This window comes from Streptomyces sp. ISL-1 (assembly GCF_018614585.1).
Classification (GTDB): Bacteria; Actinomycetota; Actinomycetes; order Streptomycetales; family Streptomycetaceae; genus Streptomyces; species Streptomyces maoxianensis.
Window position 1 is genome coordinate 71,623 of sequence record NZ_JAGGOI010000034.1, and the last position, 23,114, is coordinate 94,736.

Below are 23,114 nucleotides of genomic sequence, written 5' to 3' on the forward strand. Positions count from 1 at the left end.
CATCGTCGCCCCGCGTCAGCGCGACTGCATCCCGGCGGCAGGGCGCGCCTTGCCCACTGCTGTGGCTCGCTCAGGACGTGGACCGCGCCACCAGGGCCGGAGGCGTACGGCTCACTGTCCGGCCCAACGCGGAGCCTGCCCTGGCGAACTTCGCGGCGTCCAGCAGGGCCGCACCGCCCAGGTCGTTGTTGAAGTACACAAACACATCGTTCTCGTCGGGCCAGGCGTCGGCGATACGCCGGGCCCAGGACTTCAGCGCTTGCCGGCCGTAGCGCGGCGGTGGCTGCGAGATGCCGCCGTGGAATCGCATGTACCCCCACGACGCGGTGCGCCACAGCGGCGTCACCGGGCGAGACCCCCGGTCCGCCCAGCACAGGGCGCTGCCGTGCCGTTCCAGCAGCGCCCGGAGCTCGCGCTCCGCCTCCCACCACGACGTGTGGCGGAATTCGACGGCCACCCGAACCGTGCCGGGGAAGCACCTGAGGCAGGCGTCCAGAGCCTCGATGTCCTCCCGGAAGTGGGGAGGCAGTTGCAGCAGTACGGGCCCCAGCCGGCTGCCCAGGCCCTCGGCGCGATCCATCAGCCGAAGCACGGGCTCCTCGGGCGCGCGCAGCCGCTTCATATGGGTCAGATAGCGGCTGGCTTTGACCGCCATGACGAACCCCTCCGGCGTCTGCTCCCGCCAGGAGGCGAAGATCTCCCTGGTGGGAAGCCGGTAGAAGGCGTTGTTGTTCTCCACGGTGGCGAAGCGCCGGGCGTACTCCTCCAGCCACAGCCGCTGCGGGAGCCTGGGCGGATAGAGAACGTCGCGCCAGTCCTTGTACTGCCATCCCGAGGTTCCGACGAGCATGGGCATGGTCCGATCCCTGCCCAGGGAACCAGAAAATATCGCCCCATTTCAGGCATATCTCTAACTGGTGTGGACCAGTCGAGGCCGCCCGGCGTCCGCCACCCCGCCCGGCACGACACCGGGCGGGAACTCGCGGGTCACCGCGGCCACCGTGATCCTGTTCCGGACGGTCAGCGGTGAACTCCGGGCGAACAGGTGGCGCAGGTGCCCGTCGCTCGGTCGCTCGGGCGAACCCGCTTCGTATGCTGCATAGATGGCCGTCGCTGTATCGGGCCCGGAATCGGGCGAGGAGCCCATCGGAGGGTGTGCGCCTTCCCTGACCGCCCCCCTGGCGGAGCGGGACCGGGTCGAGCGCATCGCCCGCGTGCTGAAGGCGGTTGCCGACCCAACCCGGTTGCAGCTGCTGTATCTGATCCAGACCGCGCCCGGCGGCGAGGCATGCGTCTGCAATCTGACCGAGAAGCTCGGGCTGCGGCAGCCCACCGTCAGTCACCATCTGAAGACCATGGCCACCGCGGGACTGCTCGCGCGTGAGAAGCGTGGCACCTGGGTCTGGTACTCGGTCGACCGCGACGGGATGCGAGCGGTGCGGGACATCCTGCGCTCACCCGTCGGCGCACTGATCTGACGGGCGGCGCGGCCGTCTTGACGAGCCGTACGGATACGGCGCAAGCCGCGCCCGAGACCTGCTCGGCCACGGCGCCCGGACCGGCCCCGCCGCCACCCTCGTCGGCGTCAGCCGCCCGGCTCGCGGGCAGGCGACGCGATCAGGACAGCGTCTGAACGACCTGACGCACCTGGCCGGCGACCGAGTCCGGCAGCGGGGCGTAGTGGATTCCCGGGAGGGCCTTTTGTCCTTCTTCACCGGCGGTATAGGCCAGGAAGGACTTCAGGGCGGGGAGGGTTTCGGCCCGGTTTCCCGTGTCGCACACGATCTCGTAGGTGACCTGAACGATCGGATACGCACCTTCGGCGGAGGTTGCGTAGTCGAACTCCAAGGTCAGGTCCTTGCCCGTGCCGGCGATTTCGGCTTCGGCCATGCCCGCGGAGGCGGTCCTCGGTGTGGGGGCGACGGGCCGGGAGGCTCCAGTGTCGATCTTGACTGTGCTGATCTTGCCCGCGGCGGCGAAGGACAGCTCGAAGTAGCCGATCGAGCCGTCGAGCGACTGCACCTGCGACGCGACACCGATGGACCCGCTCGCGGCTTCACCGCCCTTGCCCTCCCAGGACTTCTTCACGGGGTGTGGCCAGGAACCGCCTGCGGCGCCGGCCAGGTAGGCATTGAGGTTCTGGGTGGTGCCGGAGTCGTCGGACCGGTGCACGGGATGAACGGGCACCGACGGCAGTTTCGCGCCCGGGTTCAGCCGCCGGATGTCGGGGTGGTTCCAGGAGGTGATCCGCGAGTCGAAGATCTTCGCCAGGGTCGGGGCGTCGAGCACCAGATCGTCCACGCCCTGAAGGTTGAAGCCGATCGCGATGGGGCCGCCGACCATCGGAAGGTCAATGGCCCGGCCGCCCGCGCAGACGTCCTTCGACCACTGGACCTCTTCGGGTTTCAGGGCGCCGTCAGAGCCGCCGAAGCCGGTCGCCCCCCGGAGGAACTGGGCCACGCCGGCGCCCGAGCCCAGGGGGTTGTACCTGATCTGCACGCCTGTGCACGCGCGTTGGTACTGCTTGATCCAGTACTCCATGGCGTTCTGCTGAGCCGTCGACCCCGAGCCGGGCAGCTGACCCTGCGTGGCGCACTCGATCTTGGCCGCGGCCGGGTCGGCGGCCGAGGCCTCACCGGCGGGGGAGCTGTCCGTGTCGCAGGCGGTCAGCAGCATGCTCGTCAACGCGGCCGCCGCGGCGAGTGCGATCCGTCCCTTCGTGGGTCGACGCTGCACTTTGCTCTCCTAAGACACCACGAATGAGGCGAATCGGCAGGGGGCGCCCGGTGAGCGTCGCCTGTCGCCCGGAATATAGATATTCGGCGATGTTTCGCGCTCATAGGCGACATCGGTGCGAACATCAGCCGTCATACCGTCGTACATGCGGTTACCGGGCGCGCTCGACGGTCTTGACGTACGCCACCGACGGATGCCGGAACGCGCTCCGTCGGCCAGTGCCTGGCTTCATTTAAATAATGAACAAGACTGTTGCCATCTCGTTAATATTGTACTTCTTGACGCTTTTGTCGGGGCAGAGTTGACTTCCAGCCACCTCGGCCACAACTACGTGGCCAGTCAGGGAGGTTGATTTCCACCGATGAACGCATATCTGCCTCGCGCCGCCGTTGCCCTCGCTGCTTCCGCGATGGCCGTCTCGCTCACCTCCTGTATCAGCACTCAGGACTCGGGTGTGAGGGCGGGCGACGACATCACTGTCGGTCTGCTCCTTCCGGAGAACCAGGCTGCTCGCTACGAGAAGTTCGACAAACCGGTCATCGAGGACAAGATCAGACAGTTGACCAACGGCAAGGGTAAAGTCCTCTATGCCAATGCGAACCAGGACGCCACTCTGCAGACGCAGCAGGTAGAAACCATGATCACGAACAAGGCCGACGTCCTGATCGTGGACGCGGTCGACTCCAAGGCCATAGCCGAATCGGTCAAGAAGGCCAAGGACGCGGGCATCCCGGTCGTCGCCTTCGACCGTCTCGCCGAGGGCCCGATCGACGCCTACACCTCGTTCGACAACGAAGAGGTCGGCCATGTCCAGGGCAAGGCGCTGTTGCAGGCGCTCGGCTCCAATGCCAAGTCGGGCGAGATCGTGATGATGAACGGCGCGATCACCGACCCGAACGCCGCGCAGTTCAAGAAGGGCGCGCACAACGAGCTCAACGGCAAGGTGAACATCGGCAAGGAGTACGACACCAAGGAGTGGAAGCCGGAGAACGCCAACGCCAACATGGAGGCCGCGATCTCGGCCCTCGGCAAGGACAAGATCATCGGCGTCTACTCCGCCAACGACGGTATGGCGGGCGGCATCATCGCCGCCCTGAAGGCCGGCGGCGTCTCCCCCCTCCCGCCGGTCACCGGCCAGGACGCCGAACTCGCCGCCGTGCAGCGGATCGTCGCCGGTGAGCAGTTCATGAGCGTCTACAAGCCGTACGCCCCGGAGGCCAACGCAGCGGCCGAGATGGCGATCCTGCTCGCCAGGGGCATGTCGCTCAACTCCATGGCTCAGGCGGACGTCGACAGTCCGACCAACAAGGGCATCCCCTCGGTGCTGGTCCCGGTCATCTCGCTGACCGAGGACAACATCAAGGAGACGGTCATCGCGGACGGCGTGTACACGGTCGCCGAGATCTGCACCCCGAAGTACAAGGCCGCCTGCGAGAACCTCGGCCTGAAGTAGGTCCCGCCGGCCCCCCCGCGGAGCGCGCGCCGCCACGAACGGAAACCTTGGGGCGTCGGGTGCCCCCTGCCCAGCGTCCCTGGGCGGGGGGCTTGATGCGTTCCCCTCCGGCAGATGGCCTGCTGCAGAGTCACCTGGGAACGAAGGTGACCCGGAACATCTTGGGCCACCACTTGCCGGTGAGCAGGAACTGATCGGTCCCCGGAACGGCCGCAATACCGTTCATCACCTGCGCCCGCTGCTTCTCGGCCGCGCTGAGCAGGGCCGGAGCCTCGATGTCGCCGGTCACAGTGCCGGTGTTCGCGTCGATGCGCACAATCCGGTCGGCGGGCCAGACGTTGGCGTACACGATGTCGCCTACGCATTCCAGTTCATTCAGCCGCCCCACGGGCTGCCCATGTGCGGTGACGGCAACATCCCCTGTCTTCGCGAGTGTCCTGGGGTCCCGGAAGATGAGCCGGGAGGAGCCGTCGGTCGTCACCAGCCGGTCGCGAAGGGGCTGGTGGCACACTCCCCAGCCTTCGTCCTCATAAGGGACCTGGCGCAACTCGGCCAACGTCCTTGTGTCCCGCTCGATCGCGATGCCGTTCTTCCACGTGAGCTGCCACAGAGTGGGCCCCATGACGGTGATTCCCTCGCCGAACAGCGGCTGGGGCAAATCGGCGCGGACCTCCGGTGGCTTGCCGAGCGGCCCCGCCCGAACCGACGACTGTCCGACCACGCCTGTGCTCTCGTACAGCGTGCCGCCGGACAGTTCCAGGCCCTGGGTGAAAGCCGTCGGGTCATGGGGCAGGATCTCGACGACCTCGGCCCGCAGTTGCTCGACCTCGACCTCGGCCTCGACCCCTGCCGCGGGCCGCTTATGCGTGCCGGGGCCGTGGTCCCCGGCTCCGCCCACCGAATCACAGGAAAGTACGAGCATCCCGCCGGCCAGGGCCACGGCCGCGACAGGGATCACCAGCGCAAAACGCATGATCCTGACACTGCCACAGGGGCCGACAAGAGCAACGTTGCCCCGCCCGGCAGCGCACAGACGCTTCTTCCCCAGGCGTAGTTGTCCACGGGGGGAGCCTCGTCCGGGCGGGTGTCCGTCGCGCGCGCCACATCCTGGACCCCGACTCTGTCGTGCCCCGGCGGCGCCGGGGCACGACAGAGTCGGGGGAGAGGAAGGTCCAGCTGGTTCTACGGCCGTGTCTTGACCGGAACCGGCACCCCGTGGCCGTTGGCGGCCGACCCCGGGCTGGGGACCACTGCCGCCGAGCGCGACGACACCAGCGCGGTGAACCGGGCTTTCGCGCTCTGCTTCGGCCGGTACTTGTACGCATAGCTGTACGCTTCGCCCTCCCCTCGTGCCGGAGCGCCGTTCAGGACGGCCCCCAGCACAGGGACATTGACGCGTTCGAGGATGCGCAAGGCGTCGACGATCTGGCTCCGGCTAGTCCGCCCGGCGCGCGCCACGAGCAGATAGCCGTCGACAGAGGGCGCCATCGCTGCGGTGTCGGCAAAGGGAAGCACCGGAGCGGTGTCCACCACGACATGGTCGAACTGCTCGGCAAGAGTCCGCAGCAAAGAGCCGAATTGGCTGCTTCCGAGGAGCTGGGTCGGGTTGGGCGGAATCACCCCACTGGTGAGTACGGAAAAGGACCCGGCCGACTGCAGGACCTCATGCAGCTCGGCCTGGCCCACCAGAGCTGTGGTGAGCCCCGCGTTCCTGACCAGACCGAGGGCTGCCGCAATCGAAGGGCGGCGCAGGTCGCAGTCGATCAGGCATACCCTTGCCCCCTCTTCGGCCAGTGTGGCGGCCAGGTTGACCGACACGCTGCTCTTGCCCTCACGAGGCAGCGGGCTGGTGACCGCGATCACCTTCGGCCGCTGGTCCACCTCCGCGAACTGCAGGTTCACCCGAAGCTTCCGGAACCCTTCCGCGCGAGGACCGTGCACGTCGTCGCGCAGGGAGACCGGCTGGCGTACGGCTCGCGGGTCCTGAACGATGCTGGACAGCACCGGAGGCCCGCCCGCTCCTGCCAGGCACTCGTCGAGGGCTTTGGAATCACGCATCGAGGTGTCCACCGTCTCCAGCGCGACACCCAGCCCCAGCCCGAGAACCAGGCCCGCTGTCAGACCGAGCGCGACATTGAGAATGGTGTTCGGGGATGAAGGCGCGTCCGGCACCGTGGCAGGCTGGGTGATGGTGAGTCGCACCGGGGACGGGGACTTGCTTTTCTCCGGACGTTCCAGCTCCCTGATCACCTGGGCGAAGCGAGCAGCAACAGCGTTGCTGATACGGGCGGCTCGTCCCGCACGGATGTCGGTGACGGTCAGACGGACCAGCACCGTGTTGAGCGGCGCCTCGGCCGAGATCCGCGAAGCCAGTTGGGTCGGCGTCATATCGAGCCGGAGGGCTTTCACGACCGGCTTGGTCACCTGCGGGCTGGCCGCCACGTCGGCGTAGGACTGGACTCTCGCCTGGGTGAACGCGTTCCCCTGATTGAGCTGGGACGTGTCGGCACCACCCTGGAGGGAAGCGAACAGGGTTGTCGTTGCGCGGTACTCAGGAGTGGCGACGGCACTTGCCAGGATGCCTGCCGCCGTCCCCAGCAGAGCCACAACGGCGATGACGCGCCATCGGCGGGATAGGACTCGAAGGTAGTCGCGCAAATCCAAGGTCATCCCCGATCGGAGCGAGTGAGTGAACCGTCACCCTAGGACCACACTGAGGGATTTACGGCACGTGGCATGCATGTGCACCATTTCGTACCCCAACGGAGTGCACGGGCGTTTCTTTCAGAGGCGCTCAACGGTTTCCGCGGTGCAGCGATTGCAGGCGTCGAACACATAGCGGGCGGTCCGTTCCACCAATGCGTAATCGAATACGTCGTGGTCAGTGGCGATGACGACGGCGTCGGAAGCCGCGACCTGTTCCTCGGTGAGTTCGACGCACAGGATGTCCTCGGGCAGTCGCGAAGGGTCGACGTGCGGCTCCACCGCGAGGACGTGAGCGCCCAGTTGCCTCAGTCCGAGAGCCACGGCGACGGCAGGGGATTCCCGGATGTCGCCGGCATTCCTCTTGTAGGCGAGCCCGAGGACCAGGATCTGACTGCCGTTGACCGGCTTACGACGGGCGTTGAGCCCTCTGGCAACGCGCAGTACCACATGGTCGGGCATATGGCTGTTGATGTCGTTGGCCAGTGTCACGAAGCGGAAGTCATGCCGAAGCGTCTGCTTGACCTGCCACGAGAGATAGGAGGGATCGATGGGCAAGCAATGCCCTCCGACGCCGGGCCCGGGCAGAAAGCGCATGAAGCCGAACGGCTTGCTCGCCGCCGCGTCGATCACTTCCCAGATGTCGATGTCGAGTGGTTTGCAGAACATCGCAAGTTCGTTGACGAGGGCGATGTTGACATGGCGGAAGGTGTTCTCCAAAAGCTTGGTCAGCTCGGCCGTGCGTGGTGAACTCACCGGGACAGTACGGTCCACGACGTCGTCGTAGAACTGCTCGACATGCCGCAGGGAGACGTCGTTCAAACCGGAGACCACCTTGGGGGTGTTCTCCAGTCGCCACGTCGGGTTTCCCGGATCAATTCGTTCCGGGCTGTATCCAAGGAAGAAGTCCTCGCCTGCCCGGAGCCCGCTGCCTGCCTCCAGGATCGGGGACACCACGTGCTCGGTTGTGCACGGATACGTGGTGGACTCGAGGATCACCGTGGCGTTCGGCCGGAGTTGCTGGGCGACTGCCTGTGCGGCGGTCTCCACGAAACTCAGGTCGGGGACGCCGTCCTTCAGGGGGGTCGGCACCGTGATGACGCAGACATCGAAGTCCGCGGCATCGGCATAATCGGTACTCAGGGAATAGCGGCCCGAGTTGAGGGCTGCCAGTAGTCGATGGGACGTCACGTCCTCGGCGAACGACTCGCCGGCGGCCAGACGCTTGACGCGCATCTCGTCCACATCGAGACCCACGACGTTGTGCCCGGCTTCCACCACACGAACCGCGAGTGGTAGCCCCACATACCCTTGGCCGACCACTACGACCTTCTTTGTTGTCACCGACACGGTGACTCCTCTCTGCTTGCCAAGCAGAATGTTTCGGAGGAATATGCCTGGCACTCGCTCGACGCGGCTTCCTGTCCGTCTCTTGAGTGAAAATCATCAGGCGAATGGAGCCATGTCGGCCGCTGAGGGGCCGCGAACGGCCTAATTGCAGGATTCCATTCATTCTATTTGCGGTATCCACGGCTATCGTGGACATGCGTTGCCGGTGCACATGCCCCCGGCAACGTCCCCACCGGCAACTCCCCACCGGCAAAAATGGAGTGACGGCGTGATGGAACGTCCGAAGTACCTGGTCACCGGAGGAGCCGGCTTCATCGGCTCCCATCTCGTCGATGCACTGCTGGCCCGTGGTGAGCCGGTTGTTGTACTCGATGACCTCAGCACCGGACGAATGGAGAACCTTGCAGGTGCGCGCGGGCAGGATAACTTCAAATTCGTCCACGGCTCCGTACTGGATGCATCGCTCGTCGACGAGTTGGTGCGTGACTGTGATTCTGTGATGCACCTGGCGGCGGCCGTAGGCGTGAAACTCATCGTCGAACAGCCGCTGAATTCGTTCACCATCAACACCAAAGGCACCGAAACTGTCATCGGATCCGCTCACCGCTATGGCCGACGAGTAATCCTGGCCAGCACATCGGAGATCTACGGAAAGAATTCCTCCGGACCGCTGAGCGAGACCTCCGACCGCATCCTGGGCAGTCCCTCAATCCCACGTTGGTCCTACAGCACCGCCAAGGCGGTCGACGAGATCCTCGCCGAGCTGTACCGCCGGGAGTACGGACTGCGGTCCACCATCGTGCGGTTCTTCAACACCGTCGGCCCTCGGCAGAGCCCCGCCTACGGCATGGTCATCCCGAGATTCGCCCGTCAGGCAGTCCGGGGAGAACCCCTCACGGTCTACGGCACCGGGGAGCAGAGCCGCTGCTTCCTCCATGTCGCGGATGTGGTCGAGGCGCTCTTGTCGCTGATCGACCTTCCGGATGCCGTGGGTGAGACCTTCAACATCGGAAGCGACGAGGAGATCAGCATCCTCGATCTGGCGGAGCGGATCATCGCCTGCGCCGAGAGCACTTCGTCCGTGAACCGTCTCTCCTACAGCGAGGCCTACGGACCGGGGTTCGAAGACATGGAGCGTCGGGTCCCCGACACCACGAAACTGAGGGCCTTCACCGGCTGGCAGCCGCACCGGAACCTCGACGATGTACTGGCGGACGCCGTCGCGGACGCCCGAAGTGAGGTGAGCCGGCAGGTACTCGGGCTTGTCGCTGAAGGCCAGGCCAAGGGAGACACCGACAGTTCCACCGGTCAGACCGTGCTGGCGGGTCCATGTCCGGTCTGAGCCCGTGGCTGGTGTCGGCAGTAGCGGGGCTGGGAGCTCTCTTCATCGCGGCACTGCTGACCGAACCACTGCGGCGCCTTGCTCTGAGGCGCGGGTACACCGACCAGCCGAACGCACGCAGAGTCCATGTCCACCCCACGCCTTATCTCGGCGGCATCGCGGTCGCGATTGCCACCCTGGTCTCCGCGGGTGTGGTGACACTCGTCGCGAAGGAGCACGACGCCACGGTCGGCGTCGTGCTCACATGCGCCGCGCTCATCGCCGTGCTCGGCCTCACCGACGATCTGCGTCAGCTCAGCATCCGATTTCGTCTCTGTGTCGAGGCCGCGGCGGCCCTGGTGGTGGTTCTGTGGTGCGGCCATCCCGTGTTCTTCGGTACCTGGCTCGACGTGGTACTCGCCGTCGCGTGGATCCTCTTCACCACCAACGCGTTCAACCTGCTGGACAACATGGACGGGGTGGTATCCACGGTGACCGCGATCACCGCCGGATTCCTCTGCTGCGCCGCTCTCTCCGTCGGTATGGTCGGCACCGCCTCGGTCATGGCTGCGTTGGCGGGGGCTTGCGCGGGCTTCCTCTTCCACAACTGGCATCCGGCGCGGATCTTTCTCGGTGACGCGGGCTCACTTTTCGTGGGCTTTCTGGTGTCGTCCGCCACTGTGGCTCTGCACAGGGACAACGCCGCCCTTTCCGGGTACACCAGCTTTTTCCTCATCACCCTGGTCGTCACCGCGGACACCGGCCTGGTCATGGTCGCCCGTCGCAGGGAGGGCAGGCCCGTACTGCAGGGCGGCAGGGATCACATCGCCCACCGGCTCCGGCGGCTCGGACTGACTGTTCGTCAGATCACCGTCGTCATCGGAGGCTTCGCTGCCATGACGTGCCTGACAGCAGTACTCGTCATGTTCAAGGCTGTCCCGGAAAGCGCCGTGCTGGTCACGGTTGTCACGGTGACCGTAGTTGCCTGGGGCCTGCTTCTGAGAGTCCCGGTCTACACCGTAAGAGCGGACGGACAGGCCTGAGGGGAGCCACGGCGCGTCGCCGTGGCTCCCCTCAGGCCTGTCGTCAGCCCACTTACACCGCGAGCGACTGGGCCGGGGGCAGCGCCTCGTACTCGGGGAGCGTGCGGAACCAGCGCACCGTCTCGGCCAGTCCACGCGGCAGCGACACCTGGGCGACATCGGGGAAGAGCCCGCGCAGCAGACCGTCCGCGGCCTGGGAGTGGCGGACGTCTCCCGCCCTTGCCTCCTCGTGCCGGATGTCGGCCGGAGACCCGACGATTTCCTCGAGCTGCTGGGCCAGGTCGATGAGAGGCACCCGCGTACCGAAGGCCAGGTTCACCGGACTTGGGTAGGTGACCTTGCGCAGGACCGCGTCGGCCAGCACCCTGACGACGGTGCCGACATAGGTGAAGTCCCGCGTCTGCAGTCCGTCGCCGAAAATCCTCAAGGGCCTGCCGCGCAGCAGCGCATCGATGAAGGCCGGGATCACGGCGGCGTAGGCATGGCCGGCCGACTGCAACGGCCCGTAGACGTTGAAGAACCGGAACGCCAGAACCCGCAGGTCGAACGAGGCGCCGTAGGCCAGGACATAGGACTCGGTGGCGAGTTTGCTCGCGGCATAGGGGCTCAGTGGCTGGGTCGGCAGCTCCTCATGTTTCGGAAGTACGGAAACGGCGCCGTAGACCGAGGAGGACGAGGCGGCGACCACCGGAACGTGTCTGTGACGGCATGCCTCCAGGACGTACACCGTCCCCGTAGCGTTGACGTTGTGGCTGGCGACGGGGTCCGCCAGGGAGCGCGGCACGGACGGGCGGGCCGCGAGGTGGACGACGGCGTCCGCTTTGGCGACGACGCTTTCGAGGAGGTCCGGATCGAGAATGCTGCCCTCGATCAGCTCCACGTCGGTCCCCGCCAGGTTGGCTGCGGAACCTGTGCTCAGGTCGTCCAGAGCGATGACCTTGCCCACCGCCGGACGCGATGCGAGCTCTTGGCAAAGGTTGGCGCCGATGAACCCGGCGCCTCCGGTAACAAGGACGTTCAACAGTGCTCACCTTTCGAACGGGGTGCGGTCCACCAGCCGCGGGTGACGGCGATGGAGGTGTAGAGAGCCTGCGTGCCGGCCACCAGACGTTCCTCGCCGAAGCGCTGGGTGGTGAACGTACGCGCTCGTGCCCCCATCTCCCGGCGCAGTTTCCCGTCGCGCAGAAGCGTCACCGTGTGGCGAGCGAGTTGATCCGACGACAGTCCTGCCAGGAGCCCCGTCGTACGGTCTTGTACGACCTCGGCGACGCTGCCGACGTCGGTGGCCACCGCCGGCAGCCCCGACAGGCCGGCCTCGATCAGACTGACGGGCATGCCTTCGTTGTCCGAGGTCAGCAGTACCAGGTCGGCCGCCGCGTACACCGTCTCCACGTCTGCGCGCCAGCCCAGCAGGTGCAGCGAGTCACCGAGCTCGGTGACTGCCTCCGGGTCCGGCTGGAAGTCGCCGGCTCCACACATCACGAATTGCGCTGCGGGCACGGCACGGCGCACCTCTCGGGCCACGGCGAGAAATCGGTCGGGGCGCTTGATTGCGGTAATCCGACCCACATAGGCAACCACGGGACCGCCCTGCGGGATTCCGAGCCGGCGCCGGGCCTCGGCGGGCTCCGGTGCGGCTGGAAGCTTGGTGCCGGGCGGCGTGACCGTGTATTGGTCCGCCTTTCCGATGCCGGCGGCGAGGAGGTCGTCCCGCACCTGGCTGCCCACGGCAACCAACCGATCGGTGAGGCCTGCCAGTCTGCGCTCGGTCTGCACCAGGAGCCGAGTCTTCGCCGGGGAGAAATAGCCGTGCAGGAGATGGCCGTGAAAGGTGTGCACCCGTGAGGGGACACGCGCCAGTACGGCAGCCGCCCGCCCCAGTGCGCCCGCTTTCGCTGTGTGTGTGTGGACGATATGCGGCCGGAACCGGCGCATGGCTGCCGTCAGTTCGAAAAGGCTGCGCACATCATCCGTGGGCCGCACAGCCCTTCCCAGCCCAGCGAGCCGGTGGACCGGCAGGTCGGGTGCCCGCTGATCCAGATAGTCAGCCTCATCCGAACCCACAAGTCCGGAAATCAGGTGATGGTCGAATCGCTCAGGATCCAGCCCCCGCAAGAGGGCCGAGACCTGCACAGCTGGACCACCGATATTCATTCGCGTGATCACTCGCATCACGCGCAGGCGTGGGATGCCGAAACCCCTGGTTCGGTACATGGCGGTCGACATGTGCCAGATATTAAGCCGAACACACTCCGGTATCTGTCAAGGGCGCGAAGTATGTGTCCGCTGCTTTGGACAAGCCTCTCGGAAATATTTCGAGGGGCCGTGGAAGGATCGCCGAGAGCCCGGTATTCGGTCGATTCTTGCCTCCACCGCCGCAGCGTCGACGCTCATCCCGGCCGGCGTCTGATATACCGCGTCAGTACGCACGTTTGCCGGGGAATCCGCGGTACATGCGCTCCCAGGAGGAAGGAGACCATGAGGTGATCGACTGCTCCAGCGAGGTAGAGCAAGGCAAGCGCTTCGCCTTCGGCCGCAACTGGCAGAAGTTCAGCAGGCTGGTCGACGAGGACCGTATCGCTGCCGCTCGAGAGTCCCTCGTGGCGGCCTTGGGAACCGGCGACCTCGCCGGGCGCACGTTCTTGGACATCGGCTGCGGCAGCGGCCTGTTCTCGCTGGCCGCACTCCAACTCGGTGCGAAGGTGCACTCCTTCGACTACGATCCCGACGCTGTGGTGACCACCAGGCAACTACGCAACCGGTACGAGCCCGACAGCGACTGGTGTGTGGAGCAGGGTTCGGTGCTGGATTCCTCCCAGATCTCCCGCCTCGGACGGTTCGACGTCGTCTACTCCTGGGGAGTGCTGCACCACACGGGCGCTCTGTGGGAGGCCTTCGACACCGCCTGCCGACTGGTCGCCCCCGGCGGGTTGTTGTACGTGTCCATTTACAACGATCAGGGTCTGCGCAGCCGCGCGTGGACACATGTCAAGCGCACGTACAACTCCTCCGGCCCGGTGACGCGGCGTTTGCTGGTCGCCGGGAGTGGGATGTACCTGAACGCTCCCCGACGAGCGGTCACCCTGCTGAAGTCGGCCATGACGGGGCAACGTCCCGTCGGCGGCCAGGCTCGACGTGCTCGCGGCATGTCCGCCCGATACGACCTCATCGACTGGGTCGGAGGCTATCCCTTCGAAGTCGCTGCTCCGGAAGAGGTGTTCCGTGTGGGCCGCCGCCATGGGCTGGAGCTGCGCCATCTCAAGACCTGCGGAGGGGGCCTGGGCTGCAACGAGTACGTCTTCGCCTCGATCGCCGATCAGGACACCGCGCAGACGCCACCCGCCGCCGCACGCAGCGTGACGGCGGTGGCCTGACCAGCGTTACGATGCCCGCGCCCGATCCGGGCTGCCGGGCCCGGCCGGCGCCGCCGACGTCAGTAGAGGGCGGCGGCCGGCCGTACCGGGCATGCCGGCGCGGGGGTGCTCCGTTCCGGCTGTTCCCCGCGCTTACCTGACGGATCTGCGCTCCAGGAGTTCTTGGTAGAGGCTGATGTGCCGCTCCACCATCGTGTCCGCGCTCAGGTTCTCGAGAGCCCACCGCCGGGCAGCCTTCCCCAGTCGTGCGGCGGCGGCGCGGTCGGTAAGCATCCATTGCAGGCCCTGCGCCAGAGCATCGGTGTCTGCCGGGGGCACCAGCACACCCCGCTCGCGCAGCAACTCCGGTGTTCCGCCCACCGCGGTGGCAACCACGGGCCGGCCGACTGCCATGGCCTCCATGACCGCGTTGCTCAGCCCCTCCTCCAGGGAGGGCAGCACGACGACGTCCGCCCTAGCGAGAAAAGCGGGCACATCGGTGCGATGGCCCAGAAAGCGTACATCGATGCCCAGCCGGTCGGCCTGCTTTTGCAGAGGGCTTCGCTCGGGACCCTCCCCGATCAGCACGAGGGTGCAGCGCTGCCCCTTCTGCTGCATCCGGCCGACGGCGTCGAGCAGGTACTGGTGGCCCTTGTAGGTCCGCAGGTTCGCCACGCACAGCACCACCGGCAGGTCCGTGGTCAGGTCGGCGGGAGTTGCCGTCCGGAAGTCCCGCTCCTCCATCCCGTTGTGAATCACGGCGATCTTGCCCTGTGGCAGACCTTCCTGGCGCCGGGCCTCCTCGGCGACGGCATGCGCGTTCGCCACGACGAAGTCGGTCATACCGGTGGCGGCCCGCTCCATGGCCAGCAGCCCACGGCGCCCTTCCTTGAAAGTGCCCAGACTGCGCCGCCCGGCCACGCACACCGGAGTCCGTGCGAGGCGGGCCGCGGGAGCTGCCGCGATGTAGCAGTCGAACAAGTAGGCATGGAAGACCTGCGCCCGCGTGCGGCGCAGATGTGTCACGAGCTGAGTGAACGCCCTCACTCCGACTGCGCCGTCCTTTGCTGCGGCTACAGGATGAACCCATGGCCGGTTGATTCCGCGGTATCCCAGGCTGACCGCCGTCACCCCGGAGCCGGACAGCTCTGCCTCACGTGGTCCTCCTTCGTACAGCAGGAGCAAGGTGGTCTCGATGCCTCGAGCCGCCAGACCGCGCGCCAGCATCACGACCTGCTTCTCCGCACCACCCAACCCAAGTTGACCGATCATCAGACAGACTCGGGACAGCTCGGCATCGCCGACGGCACTCCCGGCGATCGGCACGGTCCTGGTCTCGCGGCATCCAGTCACTGATGTCAGCTCCATCCAGCCAGCAGTTCAGGCACGACAAGGCGTGCTTTCCTTCTTGTCCAGGCTCTCAGCAGTTTTTGTACCGATATCAACCACGACGCGCGGTCGTCCGGGTGAATGGTCACAGCGGTGGCGGTCCGGCTGGCCGGTGGCGGCTATCCGGGCGGCAGAGACGCCGCGGCGCGCTTGCCGGGAACGCAGAGACGCGCGGAGGTGAGCAGCGCGAGCAGATCCGCGGGGGAGGGGAGAAGCTTCCGGGCCTGGATGCCCGTCATCCTGGCGAACAGTCGTGTCTGAAAGGCGGCCAGCAGTACGTAGGCCAGCGAGGAGGCAAGCGCACAGCCGGCAGCGCCCCACACGGGAATCAGCAGCACGTTCAGTGCGATGTTGACGGCCAGGGCGATCACTGACGGCAGGACGACCAGCCGTGCGCGGCGCAACCGCAGCAAGTAGGCACTCGGCAGTCGGCTCGCCCCCAGAGCCATCACGCCGGGAGCGAGCAGCATCACGAGCGGCACCGCATCGGTGTACGCCGCGCCGTACACGGCGGAAACCAGCACCGGGGCGGCCAGCGTAAGGGCCAGCGCCGAGGCCAGTGCCAGGAGGATCGTGTAACGGGTGATCCGTACGGTGACGTCGGCGGATTCGGTGTCGCTTGCGTTGAACTGGCGTTTGAGCATCACCTGGGAGACGACATCCGCCAGCATGCGGCTGTACCCGGCCAGCCCGACCGCGAGCGAGTAGATGCCCACCTCCCGCGCGCCGGCGAATGCACTGAGCATGTAGATGTCGGCGTTCAGCAGAAGGAACACCGAGGCGGGACCAAGGTGGTAACGGGCGCCAGTCGCCACCGTGGCGCGTGCCAGCTTCAGGTCCCGGCGGTGCCCCGAGGCCGCCCCCACGGCGGTGAACACCAGCAGCGGGACACTCCCGGCGGCGACCCAGACGATCAGCGCCGCCACGACGCTCAACCGCTCACCTGCCGACAGTGCGGCCACAGCGGCGCATTGGGCGAGCCCGCCGGCCAGCATCGACCGATTCGCCACGCGCACATGCCCCCGCAGTAGCGCGATGTTGGCGGTGTAGTTCGACGCGATGCTGAGCGGAACGCTCAGGCAGGCCACCATCACCAGGTACTGCCCCGGCAGGTCCAGAGTTTCGGGGCCGATCACGGCCACCAGGGCTGTTGCGGCCAGACCGCTGAGAGTTCCGAGCACGAGGGCGAGCGGCACGCTGTTGCCGGCGAGCGCCTCCCGGCGCCCGGCGTCGGTCCACAACGCGCTCTGCGCCTGCTCCCCGGACAGGTGCCCCAGCATGGTGGCGGTCGTGGCGACCGTGACCGCCATGTAGTAGACCCCTCGGCCCTCCGGCTCCAGCGACCGGGCGATGACAGCGCTGGTGAACACGGACAGCACCACGCACGCGGCCCGGCTGCCCAGCATGCCCAGCACTTGCCGCGCGGTGTCAGCCACAGGACCCCTGGGCGGGTTGGGCAGTGGCAGTCGCGGTGTCCCAGGAAGGCTCTGCGCATGTGCGTTGCCATAGCTCGAACTGCAGCAGGGACCACAGCTGATTGGACCGGTCGCGCCCCTCGTCATGGTCCTGCAGCAGTTGTCGCACGACTTCGGGCCGGAACAGGCCGCGGGAGCGAGCGGTGTTGTCGGTCAGCAGATCGTAGGCCAGCGGCCGCAGTTCGCAGCGCAGCCAGTCCGCCAGCGGCACTCCGAAGCCGGCTTTTGGCCGGGTGAGCAGCTCTGATGGCAGCCAGGGAATCATCGCCTTCTTCAACAGCGCCTTGGTCACCCGGCCGTCGACCTTCCACCGCCCGGGCAGGCCCGCGGCCCACTCCATCAGATGGTGGTCCAGGAACGGAGAACGAGCCTCCAGTGAGTGAGCCATGGTGGTGATGTCCACCTTCACGAGCAGGTCCCCCGGCAAGTAGGTGTTGACGTCGACATCCATCAATCGGTTGACGTCCTCGTCGGCTCGGGAAGTGTCGAACACCTGCCTGATCAGCTCATAGCTGTCAATACTGGCCACCTGTTCGTGCAGCGCCTCGGTGTAGAGAGCGTCCTTGCCCTCGCGGGTGAAGTAGGACATGAGACTGGCGTAGCGGTGCTGTGGTGTCTCAGCCAGGAGCCGCAACCCCCTGCCGACCCTGCGCAGCCGAGGGGTGGTATTCCCCTGCGCCAGCGCGGAGCCGACAAGGTTCAGCACGCCACGCAGCGCGTTCGGGGGCTGCATCCGCCCCATTCTCTTCATGAACGCGTAGCGCCGATAGCCTCCGAAACATTCGTCGCCCCCGTCGCCGTTGAGTACCACCGTCACCTGCTGGCGGCTCAGTTCGGCCACGAAGAAGCAGGGAATGGCCGAGGAGTCGGCGAACGGCTCGTCGAAATGCCGGGCCACAGTGGGCAGAACCTCCAGCGCGGACGAACCCGCCACCACAAACTCATGGTGGTCGGTTCCATAGCGGCGGGCCACGGTCGCCGCGTAGGTACGTTCGTCGAAACGCTGGTCGTCGAATCCGATGCAGAACGTCTTCACGGGCCGATCACTGAGCCGGGCCATGGCGGCCACCACCGCGGAGGAGTCGATGCCGCCGGACAGAAACGCCCCCAGCGGACGCTCGCTGACCATCCGGACCCGTGTTGCATCCAGCAGCAACTCCCTTGCCTGCTCTGCCGCCTCCCGCTCGCCGCCCGCCGGCCGGGGCGTGAAGTCCAGCTTCCAGTAGCGCCGCAGGCTCACCTCCCCGTCCTGCCAGACCAGCAGGTGCCCGGGAGGCAGCTTGCGGACTGCGCTGTAGATCGACCAGGGTGCCGGCACGTATTGGTAGGTCAGATAGTGATGCAGAGCCACCGGGTCCACCTCACGGGACACCGCTGGGTCGGCCATCAGAGCCTTCAACTCCGACGCGAACGCAAGTGAGGTCCCGGACTGCCGGTAGTACAGCGGCTTCTTGCCCACCCGGTCCCGTGCGAGCAGCAGCTGGCGCCGTGCCATGTCCCAGATCGCGAAGGCGAACATGCCCCGCAAGTGCGCGACCAGGTCCTCGCCGTGTTCCTCGTACAGGTGGACGAGTACCTCGGTGTCGCCGTCGGTGGCGAATCGGTGCCCGCGCGCGACCAGTTGCGCGCGCAGCTCCATGAAGTTGTAGATCTCTCCGTTGAAGACTGCCGCGACGGTGCGGTCCTCGTTGTAGACGGGCTGGTCTCCGCCGGCCACATCGATGATGGCGAGTCGCCGCATCCCCAGCGCCGCGTGGGCGTCGGTGTGGTAGCCCTCTCCGTCGGGCCCCCGATGGGTGATGCGGCGGCACATCACGCGCACCTGTTCGGGATCGGGAGGGCTGGTGGACACGATTCCAGCTACACCGCACATAAACGCTCCCCATGTGTTGCACCGTCCGTCGACATCGCCGGCTCCCACTCGCCGGTGCACTGCCTCGCGGGCTGACCGCAAAGCCTCCGAGATGCATACCACACATATGCGGGCATTTAGCCGGGCCTGACTGCGCAACGCCTGCCCCTTCCCTTCGGGAAACATCGCGGTGTGCTCTGAACCGGTGACCTCTTCTGACGAGCACCGTCGGCATGGTGGTGAGGCCCGGATGGCGGGTTGGTCCTGCGGGCCCAGTCAATACACACGCGGGCCGTGAGCCCCGGCCCCGCACGAGCGGCGCTTGCACTTCTGCCGCGGCAGTTCTGCGATCAACTCATCGACGCGGTGGTCGATGCTGACACCGGTGACCACGGTGTCGTTGCGGCGGGTCGCCATGACGTGGGCAGCGTTCGCGGTCCGCAAGGCACGGTGCAGGCCCCACTGGCTCGCGTCAGCCACAGCCGCCGTACTCATCCTGGAGAAGCACCGCTGAAAATGCTTTTGGTGGATCTCATGAGTCGGCTGCATGCCTAACTCGTCGCATAATATGCGGCAGGAAACACGACACGCGAGTCCTTGCCCGCCCAAAGCGAACGATCAGTTAGCTTGTCCTGCATGCACAGGAGATTGGCCGACGGCCTCGCGGAGAAGAACCGAGACGGTTGCTGGTTCGAAACGCTTCAGTGTCCGAACTGCCGTGCGCGGCTTCACGGAGAGACCACACTGACCTGCGAACGGTGTGGACGGACCTATCCGGTGCGTGACGGGATCCCGCGATTCGTTCCCGAGGACAACTACGGGAAATCGTTCGGGTATCAATGGAATGTGCATCGGCTTACCCAGCTTGACTCCTATGTGGGGCTCCCCGTATCCAGAGATCGTCTACTGCGGGAGAGCGGCTGGACCGCTGATGAACTTCAGGGCCGCGAAGTTCTTGAGTGCGGAAGCGGCGCCGGACGCTTCACCGAGGTGCTCTGCCAGACCGGGGCTGCCGTAACCTCCTTCGACATCTCCAATGCGGTGGAGGCCAACGCCACATCCAATGGCCGATTCGCCAACCTGCGGCTGCTTCAGGCCAGCATTTACGACCTCCCCCTGGTGGATGAGTCGTTCGACTACCTCGTCTGCCTCGGGGTCATCCAGCACACGCCTGACGTCGAGCGGGCCTTTAAGACGATCTTCCGTTACCTGCGTCCCGGTGGAAAGTTCTGCATCGACGTGTACGCGGCGATCGTCGCCTATCCGCATCTACGGCAACTGCTGCGGCCCGTCACCAAGCGAATTCCTCCATGCAAGCTCTATAGCGTTGTCCAATCCATCACGCCACGACTGCTGCCAGTTTCCATGCTCCTCAGCGCAGTCCCACGGGTGGGCGACTATCTGACCCGGCTGGTTCCCGTCGCTAATCATCAGCACCTCGGGTTGACCGACACCGAAACCTTGCGGACCTGGTCGATCCTGGACACCTTCGACTGGCTCTCGCCTCAATTTGAGCGGCCCCAGCCGCGGCGCCGACTCGAGCGCTGGTGCAGGGACCTTCGCCTGAGCGAATTCGAGATCGAACGCATTCGCGGGCTCTATGTCGTCCGTGGAACGAAGTAGAATGCCGGACAGGACATCAGCCTTGCGTTCCATCGACAGCGGCCTCTGACCGCGCTATCGGACGCTGGACACACCTCTCCCCGGCAGCAGCGCACTGACCCTTGGCCGCTTAGTGTCGCACCGGGGGAGACGGCTCACACTGGCATGTCCGCGAGTTCACCGGCGCAGGCCCGGTGCCCGGCCTTCCAGTGCTGCCTCCGTGCCGCCGGGCCCCGTGGAATACTGAATAGAGGACGAGCGCTTTCAACTGCGCGACAAAGCCGGAGATTTCTCAGGCCTTCGGTAGCACGTCTCGCCGTTCGAGTTCATCGAGCGTTATCTCATATCGCGACACAGAACGTCAGCCGGGCCCAGGAACTTCTCCCTCCTGTAATCTCATGGCCCATGGTCGACTCGCATTACCGGGGCTTTCGTACTCGGGTCGTGCTTACATGCAAAGAGTGGGCCGCAGTCCACGGGGCCGGTATGCGCCACGCGCACAGATCGAAAGAGGCCGGTTGACCATGCGCGCATCGACTGTGCTCAGGACACCAGCCGGCGCTCATCCCTCCAAGTCTGAAAGCCCGCGGCCCGGTTCGCTCTGGGGCGCTCTCGCGGTATTCGCGGCAGCGGCAGTTCTCCACGTCGGTGTTGTCCTGGTCGTTCACTCGCAGACCAACGGTGACGCGCTCTTTCCGGATGCCCAAGGCTATAAATCGGCCAGCGACATGATTGCCGTGGCCTGGCGCAACGGGAGCCCCTTGGAAACGCGCAGTCTCTCAGGGCTGGTCGGTTCTGCGGTGTGGGGCTACCCGGCGATCATGGCGCTGTGCAGGCTTCTGACCGGTGGCGGGTGGCTGGCCGCCAAGACGGTTCTGGCTCTTTTCGCGGCCACCGGCGCGGTCGCCGCGTACGGACTGGCTCTCATGTCCGGGCGGGGGCGTAAGCGCGCCGCCGCCGTCGGACTGATGGTGGGCGCGAGTCCGTCCCTCTTGCTGTGGGATGCCTGGGGCCTGAAGGACGGGCTGATCACCAGCCTCGTCCTGTGGTCCTTGCTCGTACAGACGCGTGCCCGCTTCTCGATTGCCTGTGTCAGCACGCTGCTGAGTATCCACGCATGTCTGTACCTGAGACCTGCGGCAGCGCTCTTTCTCGGGGTTGCTCTGCTCGCCCGGGTGAGATTCCGCCGCGAGTACCTGGCGGGTTCCCTGATCGTAGTAGGGGCCGCCGCCCTCTTCATTCTTCCTCGCCTGACGACGCTCTTCGGTCTTGTGGACAGTCTGGAGGTCCGCGGCGGGACCCGTCTCGGCTTCACCGGGGGATACGGCTCAGAGAACCTGCTGAATCATCCTCAGTACCTGGTGACCTTGCTGCTCGGGCCGTTCCCCTGGGAGTTCGGGCCGGAGACCGCAGTCCCGGAACGTTGGCTCTATCTGGGCACCATCATCTGGATCGCCTCCCTTTCCCTTGCTCCCACCGCGTTGCGCAGGGCATGGGCGGACACCTCGGGGGTCGGCCGTGCCGCCGTCCTGGGGATGTCCGCCTACGCCGCCGCATATATCGCGACCTTCGGCGGAGCCTTTTACCGGCAGCGTTCCCTGCTTGAATGCGTGCTGATCATTCTCGTCGTGCTCTACCTCCCCCTCTCTCCGGCCAGGGCCATGATGCGGATCCATGTGTGGCTCGCCGGCATCGCCGCCGTGGCCGTCGTACACAACCCGCACCTCACTCCCACGATCTGGAGCAAGTGGCTGGCTGTGTGCGTCATAGGTCTGGTTGTTCCTCTGGCATTTGTGCACGGCCTCCGGCAGGGCGCGGCACGTCGATTTCGTGAACGCCGTACGTAGACACGCTCCCGAAAGGATTGCCCGGTGCTGGATTCTTCTCCGAATCCCTGCCCGCTCTGCGGTTCGACCTCCGCGGATACGCTTTCTCACATCCACCTCTCCGATGTATGGCGGGCATACGCGGAGAAGTGGGCCACGTCGTTTTCGGACGATGTCATCGCGAAGTACGGGAACGGACCCGTCGCCCTCCGCCGTTGCGGGCGCTGCGAGCTGGAATGGTTCGACCCCGCGCTTGAAGGCGATTCCGGCTTTTACTCCCAGCTCTTCACAGGCTTGATCAGGTACGAGAAGTGGCGCTGGGAGTTCGAGCGAGCCGCACGAAGGATCGCGGACGGAGCGCGGGTGGTCGAAGTGGGCTCGGGCGAAGGAGCCTTCCTGCGCTCCGTACTTCCCCGGTGCAGTTCCGTCGAGGCGCTTGAGAAGAACCCTCATGCCGCAGACCTGCTGCGTGTGGCCGGCATCAAGGTGAGTGAGAACGACGTCCGCGCCGACGCCCTGGCTCGTCCCACCCGGGCGGACGTCGTCTGCGCTTTCCAGGTGCTGGAGCATGTGGCGGACGTACGCGGCTTTCTCTCCGCGCTGGCGGCGATCGTGGTGCCGGGCGGTGAGGTTCTCCTCTCCGTGCCGAACCGTGAGCGGTTCCGTGAGGGCCTGGAGCCGAACGACTGCCCCCCGCATCACCTTTCCAGATGGAGCCCCCGGCAGTTCACCGCCGTGGCCGAAGTCCTCGGCATGGACCTCGTCCTGGTCGAGTACCAGCCGCCTTCCCTGTCCCACGCCAGAGCAGCACGTCAACGACCCGTCCGGACGGCGCTGCGTCCCGTGACCGGTCCATGGATGGCGCAGTTGGCGGGCCGCGCCACCGCCCGGGTGCGCATGCCGGAACGTCGCCATGCGCGCTTGGCCGCCGAAGGCCGCTTTGCGCCCCGGGGTGAGTACGGGCACACCATGTTCGCGGTGCTCCGCCGTCGTGGGTGAGGCCGTGATCCA

General features: G+C 66.2%; 18 protein-coding genes and 2 pseudogenes. 9 read left to right on the plus strand and 11 right to left on the minus strand.

Annotation, left to right across the window (positions count from 1 at the left end):
• Positions 1 to 70 precede the first annotated feature (70 nt).
• Positions 71 to 856, minus strand: coding sequence for a DUF72 domain-containing protein (locus tag J7E87_RS24630; RefSeq protein ID WP_215096700.1), 786 nt, complete (start codon positions 854 to 856; stop codon positions 71 to 73).
• 247 nt (positions 857 to 1,103) lie between these two features.
• On the opposite strand from J7E87_RS24630, the gene J7E87_RS24635 reads away from it, so the two are divergent.
• Positions 1,104 to 1,478, plus strand: a complete 375-nt coding sequence (locus tag J7E87_RS24635; protein WP_215096701.1) for a helix-turn-helix transcriptional regulator — start codon at positions 1,104 to 1,106, stop codon at positions 1,476 to 1,478.
• A 139-nt stretch (positions 1,479 to 1,617) separates the two neighbouring features.
• Here J7E87_RS24635 and pstS read toward each other — a convergent pair whose 3' ends face one another.
• Positions 1,618 to 2,736: a phosphate ABC transporter substrate-binding protein PstS gene (pstS, locus tag J7E87_RS24640; RefSeq protein ID WP_308313063.1), complete on the minus strand. Its 1,119-nt coding sequence runs from the start codon at positions 2,734 to 2,736 to the stop codon at positions 1,618 to 1,620.
• Between the two features lie 361 nt (positions 2,737 to 3,097).
• Here pstS and J7E87_RS24645 point away from each other — a divergent pair, with 361 nt between their 5' ends.
• A complete protein-coding gene (locus J7E87_RS24645) occupies positions 3,098 to 4,189 on the plus strand; it encodes a sugar ABC transporter substrate-binding protein (protein WP_215096702.1) in 1,092 nt (363 codons plus the stop codon).
• 130 nt (positions 4,190 to 4,319) lie between these two features.
• Here the strand turns inward: J7E87_RS24645 and J7E87_RS24650 are convergent, their stop codons facing one another.
• The 3 genes from J7E87_RS24650 to J7E87_RS24660 all read right to left on the minus strand — a co-directional run bounded on the left by J7E87_RS24650 (position 4,320) and on the right by J7E87_RS24660 (position 8,236).
• On the minus strand, positions 4,320 to 5,162 hold the full coding sequence (locus tag J7E87_RS24650) for a glutaminyl-peptide cyclotransferase (protein WP_215096703.1): 843 nt from the start codon (positions 5,160 to 5,162) through the stop codon (positions 4,320 to 4,322).
• Between the two features lie 209 nt (positions 5,163 to 5,371).
• Positions 5,372 to 6,796: a polysaccharide biosynthesis tyrosine autokinase gene (locus tag J7E87_RS24655; RefSeq protein ID WP_374195222.1), complete on the minus strand. Its 1,425-nt coding sequence runs from the start codon at positions 6,794 to 6,796 to the stop codon at positions 5,372 to 5,374.
• 177 nt (positions 6,797 to 6,973) lie between these two features.
• Complete coding sequence (locus J7E87_RS24660) at positions 6,974 to 8,236, minus strand: nucleotide sugar dehydrogenase (RefSeq protein ID WP_308313077.1); 1,263 nt, start codon at positions 8,234 to 8,236, stop codon at positions 6,974 to 6,976.
• 151 nt (positions 8,237 to 8,387) lie between these two features.
• Here J7E87_RS24660 and J7E87_RS24665 point away from each other — a divergent pair, with 151 nt between their 5' ends.
• A complete protein-coding gene (locus tag J7E87_RS24665; protein ID WP_251017952.1) occupies positions 8,388 to 9,584 on the plus strand; it encodes an NAD(P)-dependent oxidoreductase in 1,197 nt (398 codons plus the stop codon).
• Positions 9,572 to 10,606: an MraY family glycosyltransferase gene (locus tag J7E87_RS24670; protein ID WP_215096705.1), complete on the plus strand. Its 1,035-nt coding sequence runs from the start codon at positions 9,572 to 9,574 to the stop codon at positions 10,604 to 10,606. The genes J7E87_RS24665 and J7E87_RS24670 overlap by 13 nt, the downstream gene beginning before the upstream one ends.
• 52 nt (positions 10,607 to 10,658) lie before the next feature.
• On the opposite strand, the gene J7E87_RS24675 is transcribed toward J7E87_RS24670, so the two are convergent.
• Positions 10,659 to 11,627 carry an NAD-dependent epimerase/dehydratase family protein gene (locus tag J7E87_RS24675; protein ID WP_215096706.1) on the minus strand — a complete coding sequence of 323 codons (969 nt, stop codon included), beginning with the start codon at positions 11,625 to 11,627 and terminating at the stop codon, positions 10,659 to 10,661.
• Positions 11,624 to 12,832 carry a glycosyltransferase gene (locus tag J7E87_RS24680; protein WP_215096707.1) on the minus strand — a complete coding sequence of 403 codons (1,209 nt, stop codon included), beginning with the start codon at positions 12,830 to 12,832 and terminating at the stop codon, positions 11,624 to 11,626. Before J7E87_RS24680 ends, J7E87_RS24675 begins: the two co-directional genes overlap by 4 nt.
• Before the next feature lie 227 nt (positions 12,833 to 13,059).
• Between J7E87_RS24680 and J7E87_RS24685 the strand changes: the two genes are divergently transcribed.
• Positions 13,060 to 13,980 carry a bifunctional 2-polyprenyl-6-hydroxyphenol methylase/3-demethylubiquinol 3-O-methyltransferase UbiG gene (locus J7E87_RS24685; protein WP_215096708.1) on the plus strand — a complete coding sequence of 307 codons (921 nt, stop codon included), beginning with the start codon at positions 13,060 to 13,062 and terminating at the stop codon, positions 13,978 to 13,980.
• A gap of 132 nt (positions 13,981 to 14,112) precedes the next feature.
• On the opposite strand, the gene J7E87_RS24690 is transcribed toward J7E87_RS24685, so the two are convergent.
• From J7E87_RS24690 to J7E87_RS24705, 4 genes and pseudogenes are all read right to left on the minus strand, one after another.
• A complete protein-coding gene (locus tag J7E87_RS24690; RefSeq protein ID WP_215096709.1) occupies positions 14,113 to 15,312 on the minus strand; it encodes a glycosyltransferase in 1,200 nt (399 codons plus the stop codon).
• A 155-nt stretch (positions 15,313 to 15,467) separates the two neighbouring features.
• On the minus strand, positions 15,468 to 16,784 hold the full coding sequence (locus tag J7E87_RS24695; RefSeq protein ID WP_215096710.1) for a lipopolysaccharide biosynthesis protein: 1,317 nt from the start codon (positions 16,782 to 16,784) through the stop codon (positions 15,468 to 15,470).
• Positions 16,777 to 18,861 carry an asparagine synthase (glutamine-hydrolyzing) gene (gene asnB, locus J7E87_RS24700; RefSeq protein WP_308313064.1) on the minus strand — a complete coding sequence of 695 codons (2,085 nt, stop codon included), beginning with the start codon at positions 18,859 to 18,861 and terminating at the stop codon, positions 16,777 to 16,779. Before asnB ends, J7E87_RS24695 begins: the two co-directional genes overlap by 8 nt.
• A gap of 80 nt (positions 18,862 to 18,941) precedes the next feature.
• Positions 18,942 to 19,104 (minus strand): annotated as a pseudogene (locus J7E87_RS24705) (IS701 family transposase); the annotation flags it as partial.
• A 207-nt stretch (positions 19,105 to 19,311) separates the two neighbouring features.
• Here J7E87_RS24705 and J7E87_RS36560 point away from each other — a divergent pair.
• The 4 genes and pseudogenes from J7E87_RS36560 to J7E87_RS24720 all read left to right on the plus strand — a co-directional run.
• Positions 19,312 to 19,452, plus strand: a pseudogene (locus J7E87_RS36560) (Trm112 family protein); the annotation flags it as partial.
• Positions 19,453 to 20,298 (plus strand): class I SAM-dependent methyltransferase, encoded by an 846-nt coding sequence (locus J7E87_RS24710; RefSeq protein ID WP_308313065.1) that lies wholly within the window; start codon positions 19,453 to 19,455, stop codon positions 20,296 to 20,298.
• Positions 20,299 to 20,795: 497 nt separating this feature from the next.
• The gene (locus J7E87_RS24715; RefSeq protein WP_215096714.1) at positions 20,796 to 22,124 is read left to right on the plus strand and encodes a hypothetical protein; all 1,329 of its coding nucleotides are present in this window, start codon (positions 20,796 to 20,798) and stop codon (positions 22,122 to 22,124) included.
• Between the two features lie 24 nt (positions 22,125 to 22,148).
• Positions 22,149 to 23,102, plus strand: coding sequence for a bifunctional 2-polyprenyl-6-hydroxyphenol methylase/3-demethylubiquinol 3-O-methyltransferase UbiG (locus J7E87_RS24720; RefSeq protein WP_215096715.1), 954 nt, complete (start codon positions 22,149 to 22,151; stop codon positions 23,100 to 23,102).
• Positions 23,103 to 23,114 lie beyond the last annotated feature (12 nt).

Coding starts and splice junctions, on each gene's coding strand:
- J7E87_RS24630 (WP_215096700.1), bottom strand. CDS start 856: ATGCCCATGCTCGTCGGAACCTCGGGATGGCAGTACAAGGACTGGCGC.
- J7E87_RS24635 (WP_215096701.1), top strand. CDS start 1,104: ATGGCCGTCGCTGTATCGGGCCCGGAATCGGGCGAGGAGCCCATCGGA.
- J7E87_RS24685 (WP_215096708.1), top strand. CDS start 13,060: ATGCGCTCCCAGGAGGAAGGAGACCATGAGGTGATCGACTGCTCCAGC.
- J7E87_RS24680 (WP_215096707.1), bottom strand. CDS start 12,832: ATGTCGACCGCCATGTACCGAACCAGGGGTTTCGGCATCCCACGCCTG.
- asnB (WP_308313064.1), bottom strand. CDS start 18,861: ATGTTTCCCGAAGGGAAGGGGCAGGCGTTGCGCAGTCAGGCCCGGCTA.
- J7E87_RS24645 (WP_215096702.1), top strand. CDS start 3,098: ATGAACGCATATCTGCCTCGCGCCGCCGTTGCCCTCGCTGCTTCCGCG.
- J7E87_RS24650 (WP_215096703.1), bottom strand. CDS start 5,162: ATGCGTTTTGCGCTGGTGATCCCTGTCGCGGCCGTGGCCCTGGCCGGC.
- J7E87_RS24670 (WP_215096705.1), top strand. CDS start 9,572: ATGTCCGGTCTGAGCCCGTGGCTGGTGTCGGCAGTAGCGGGGCTGGGA.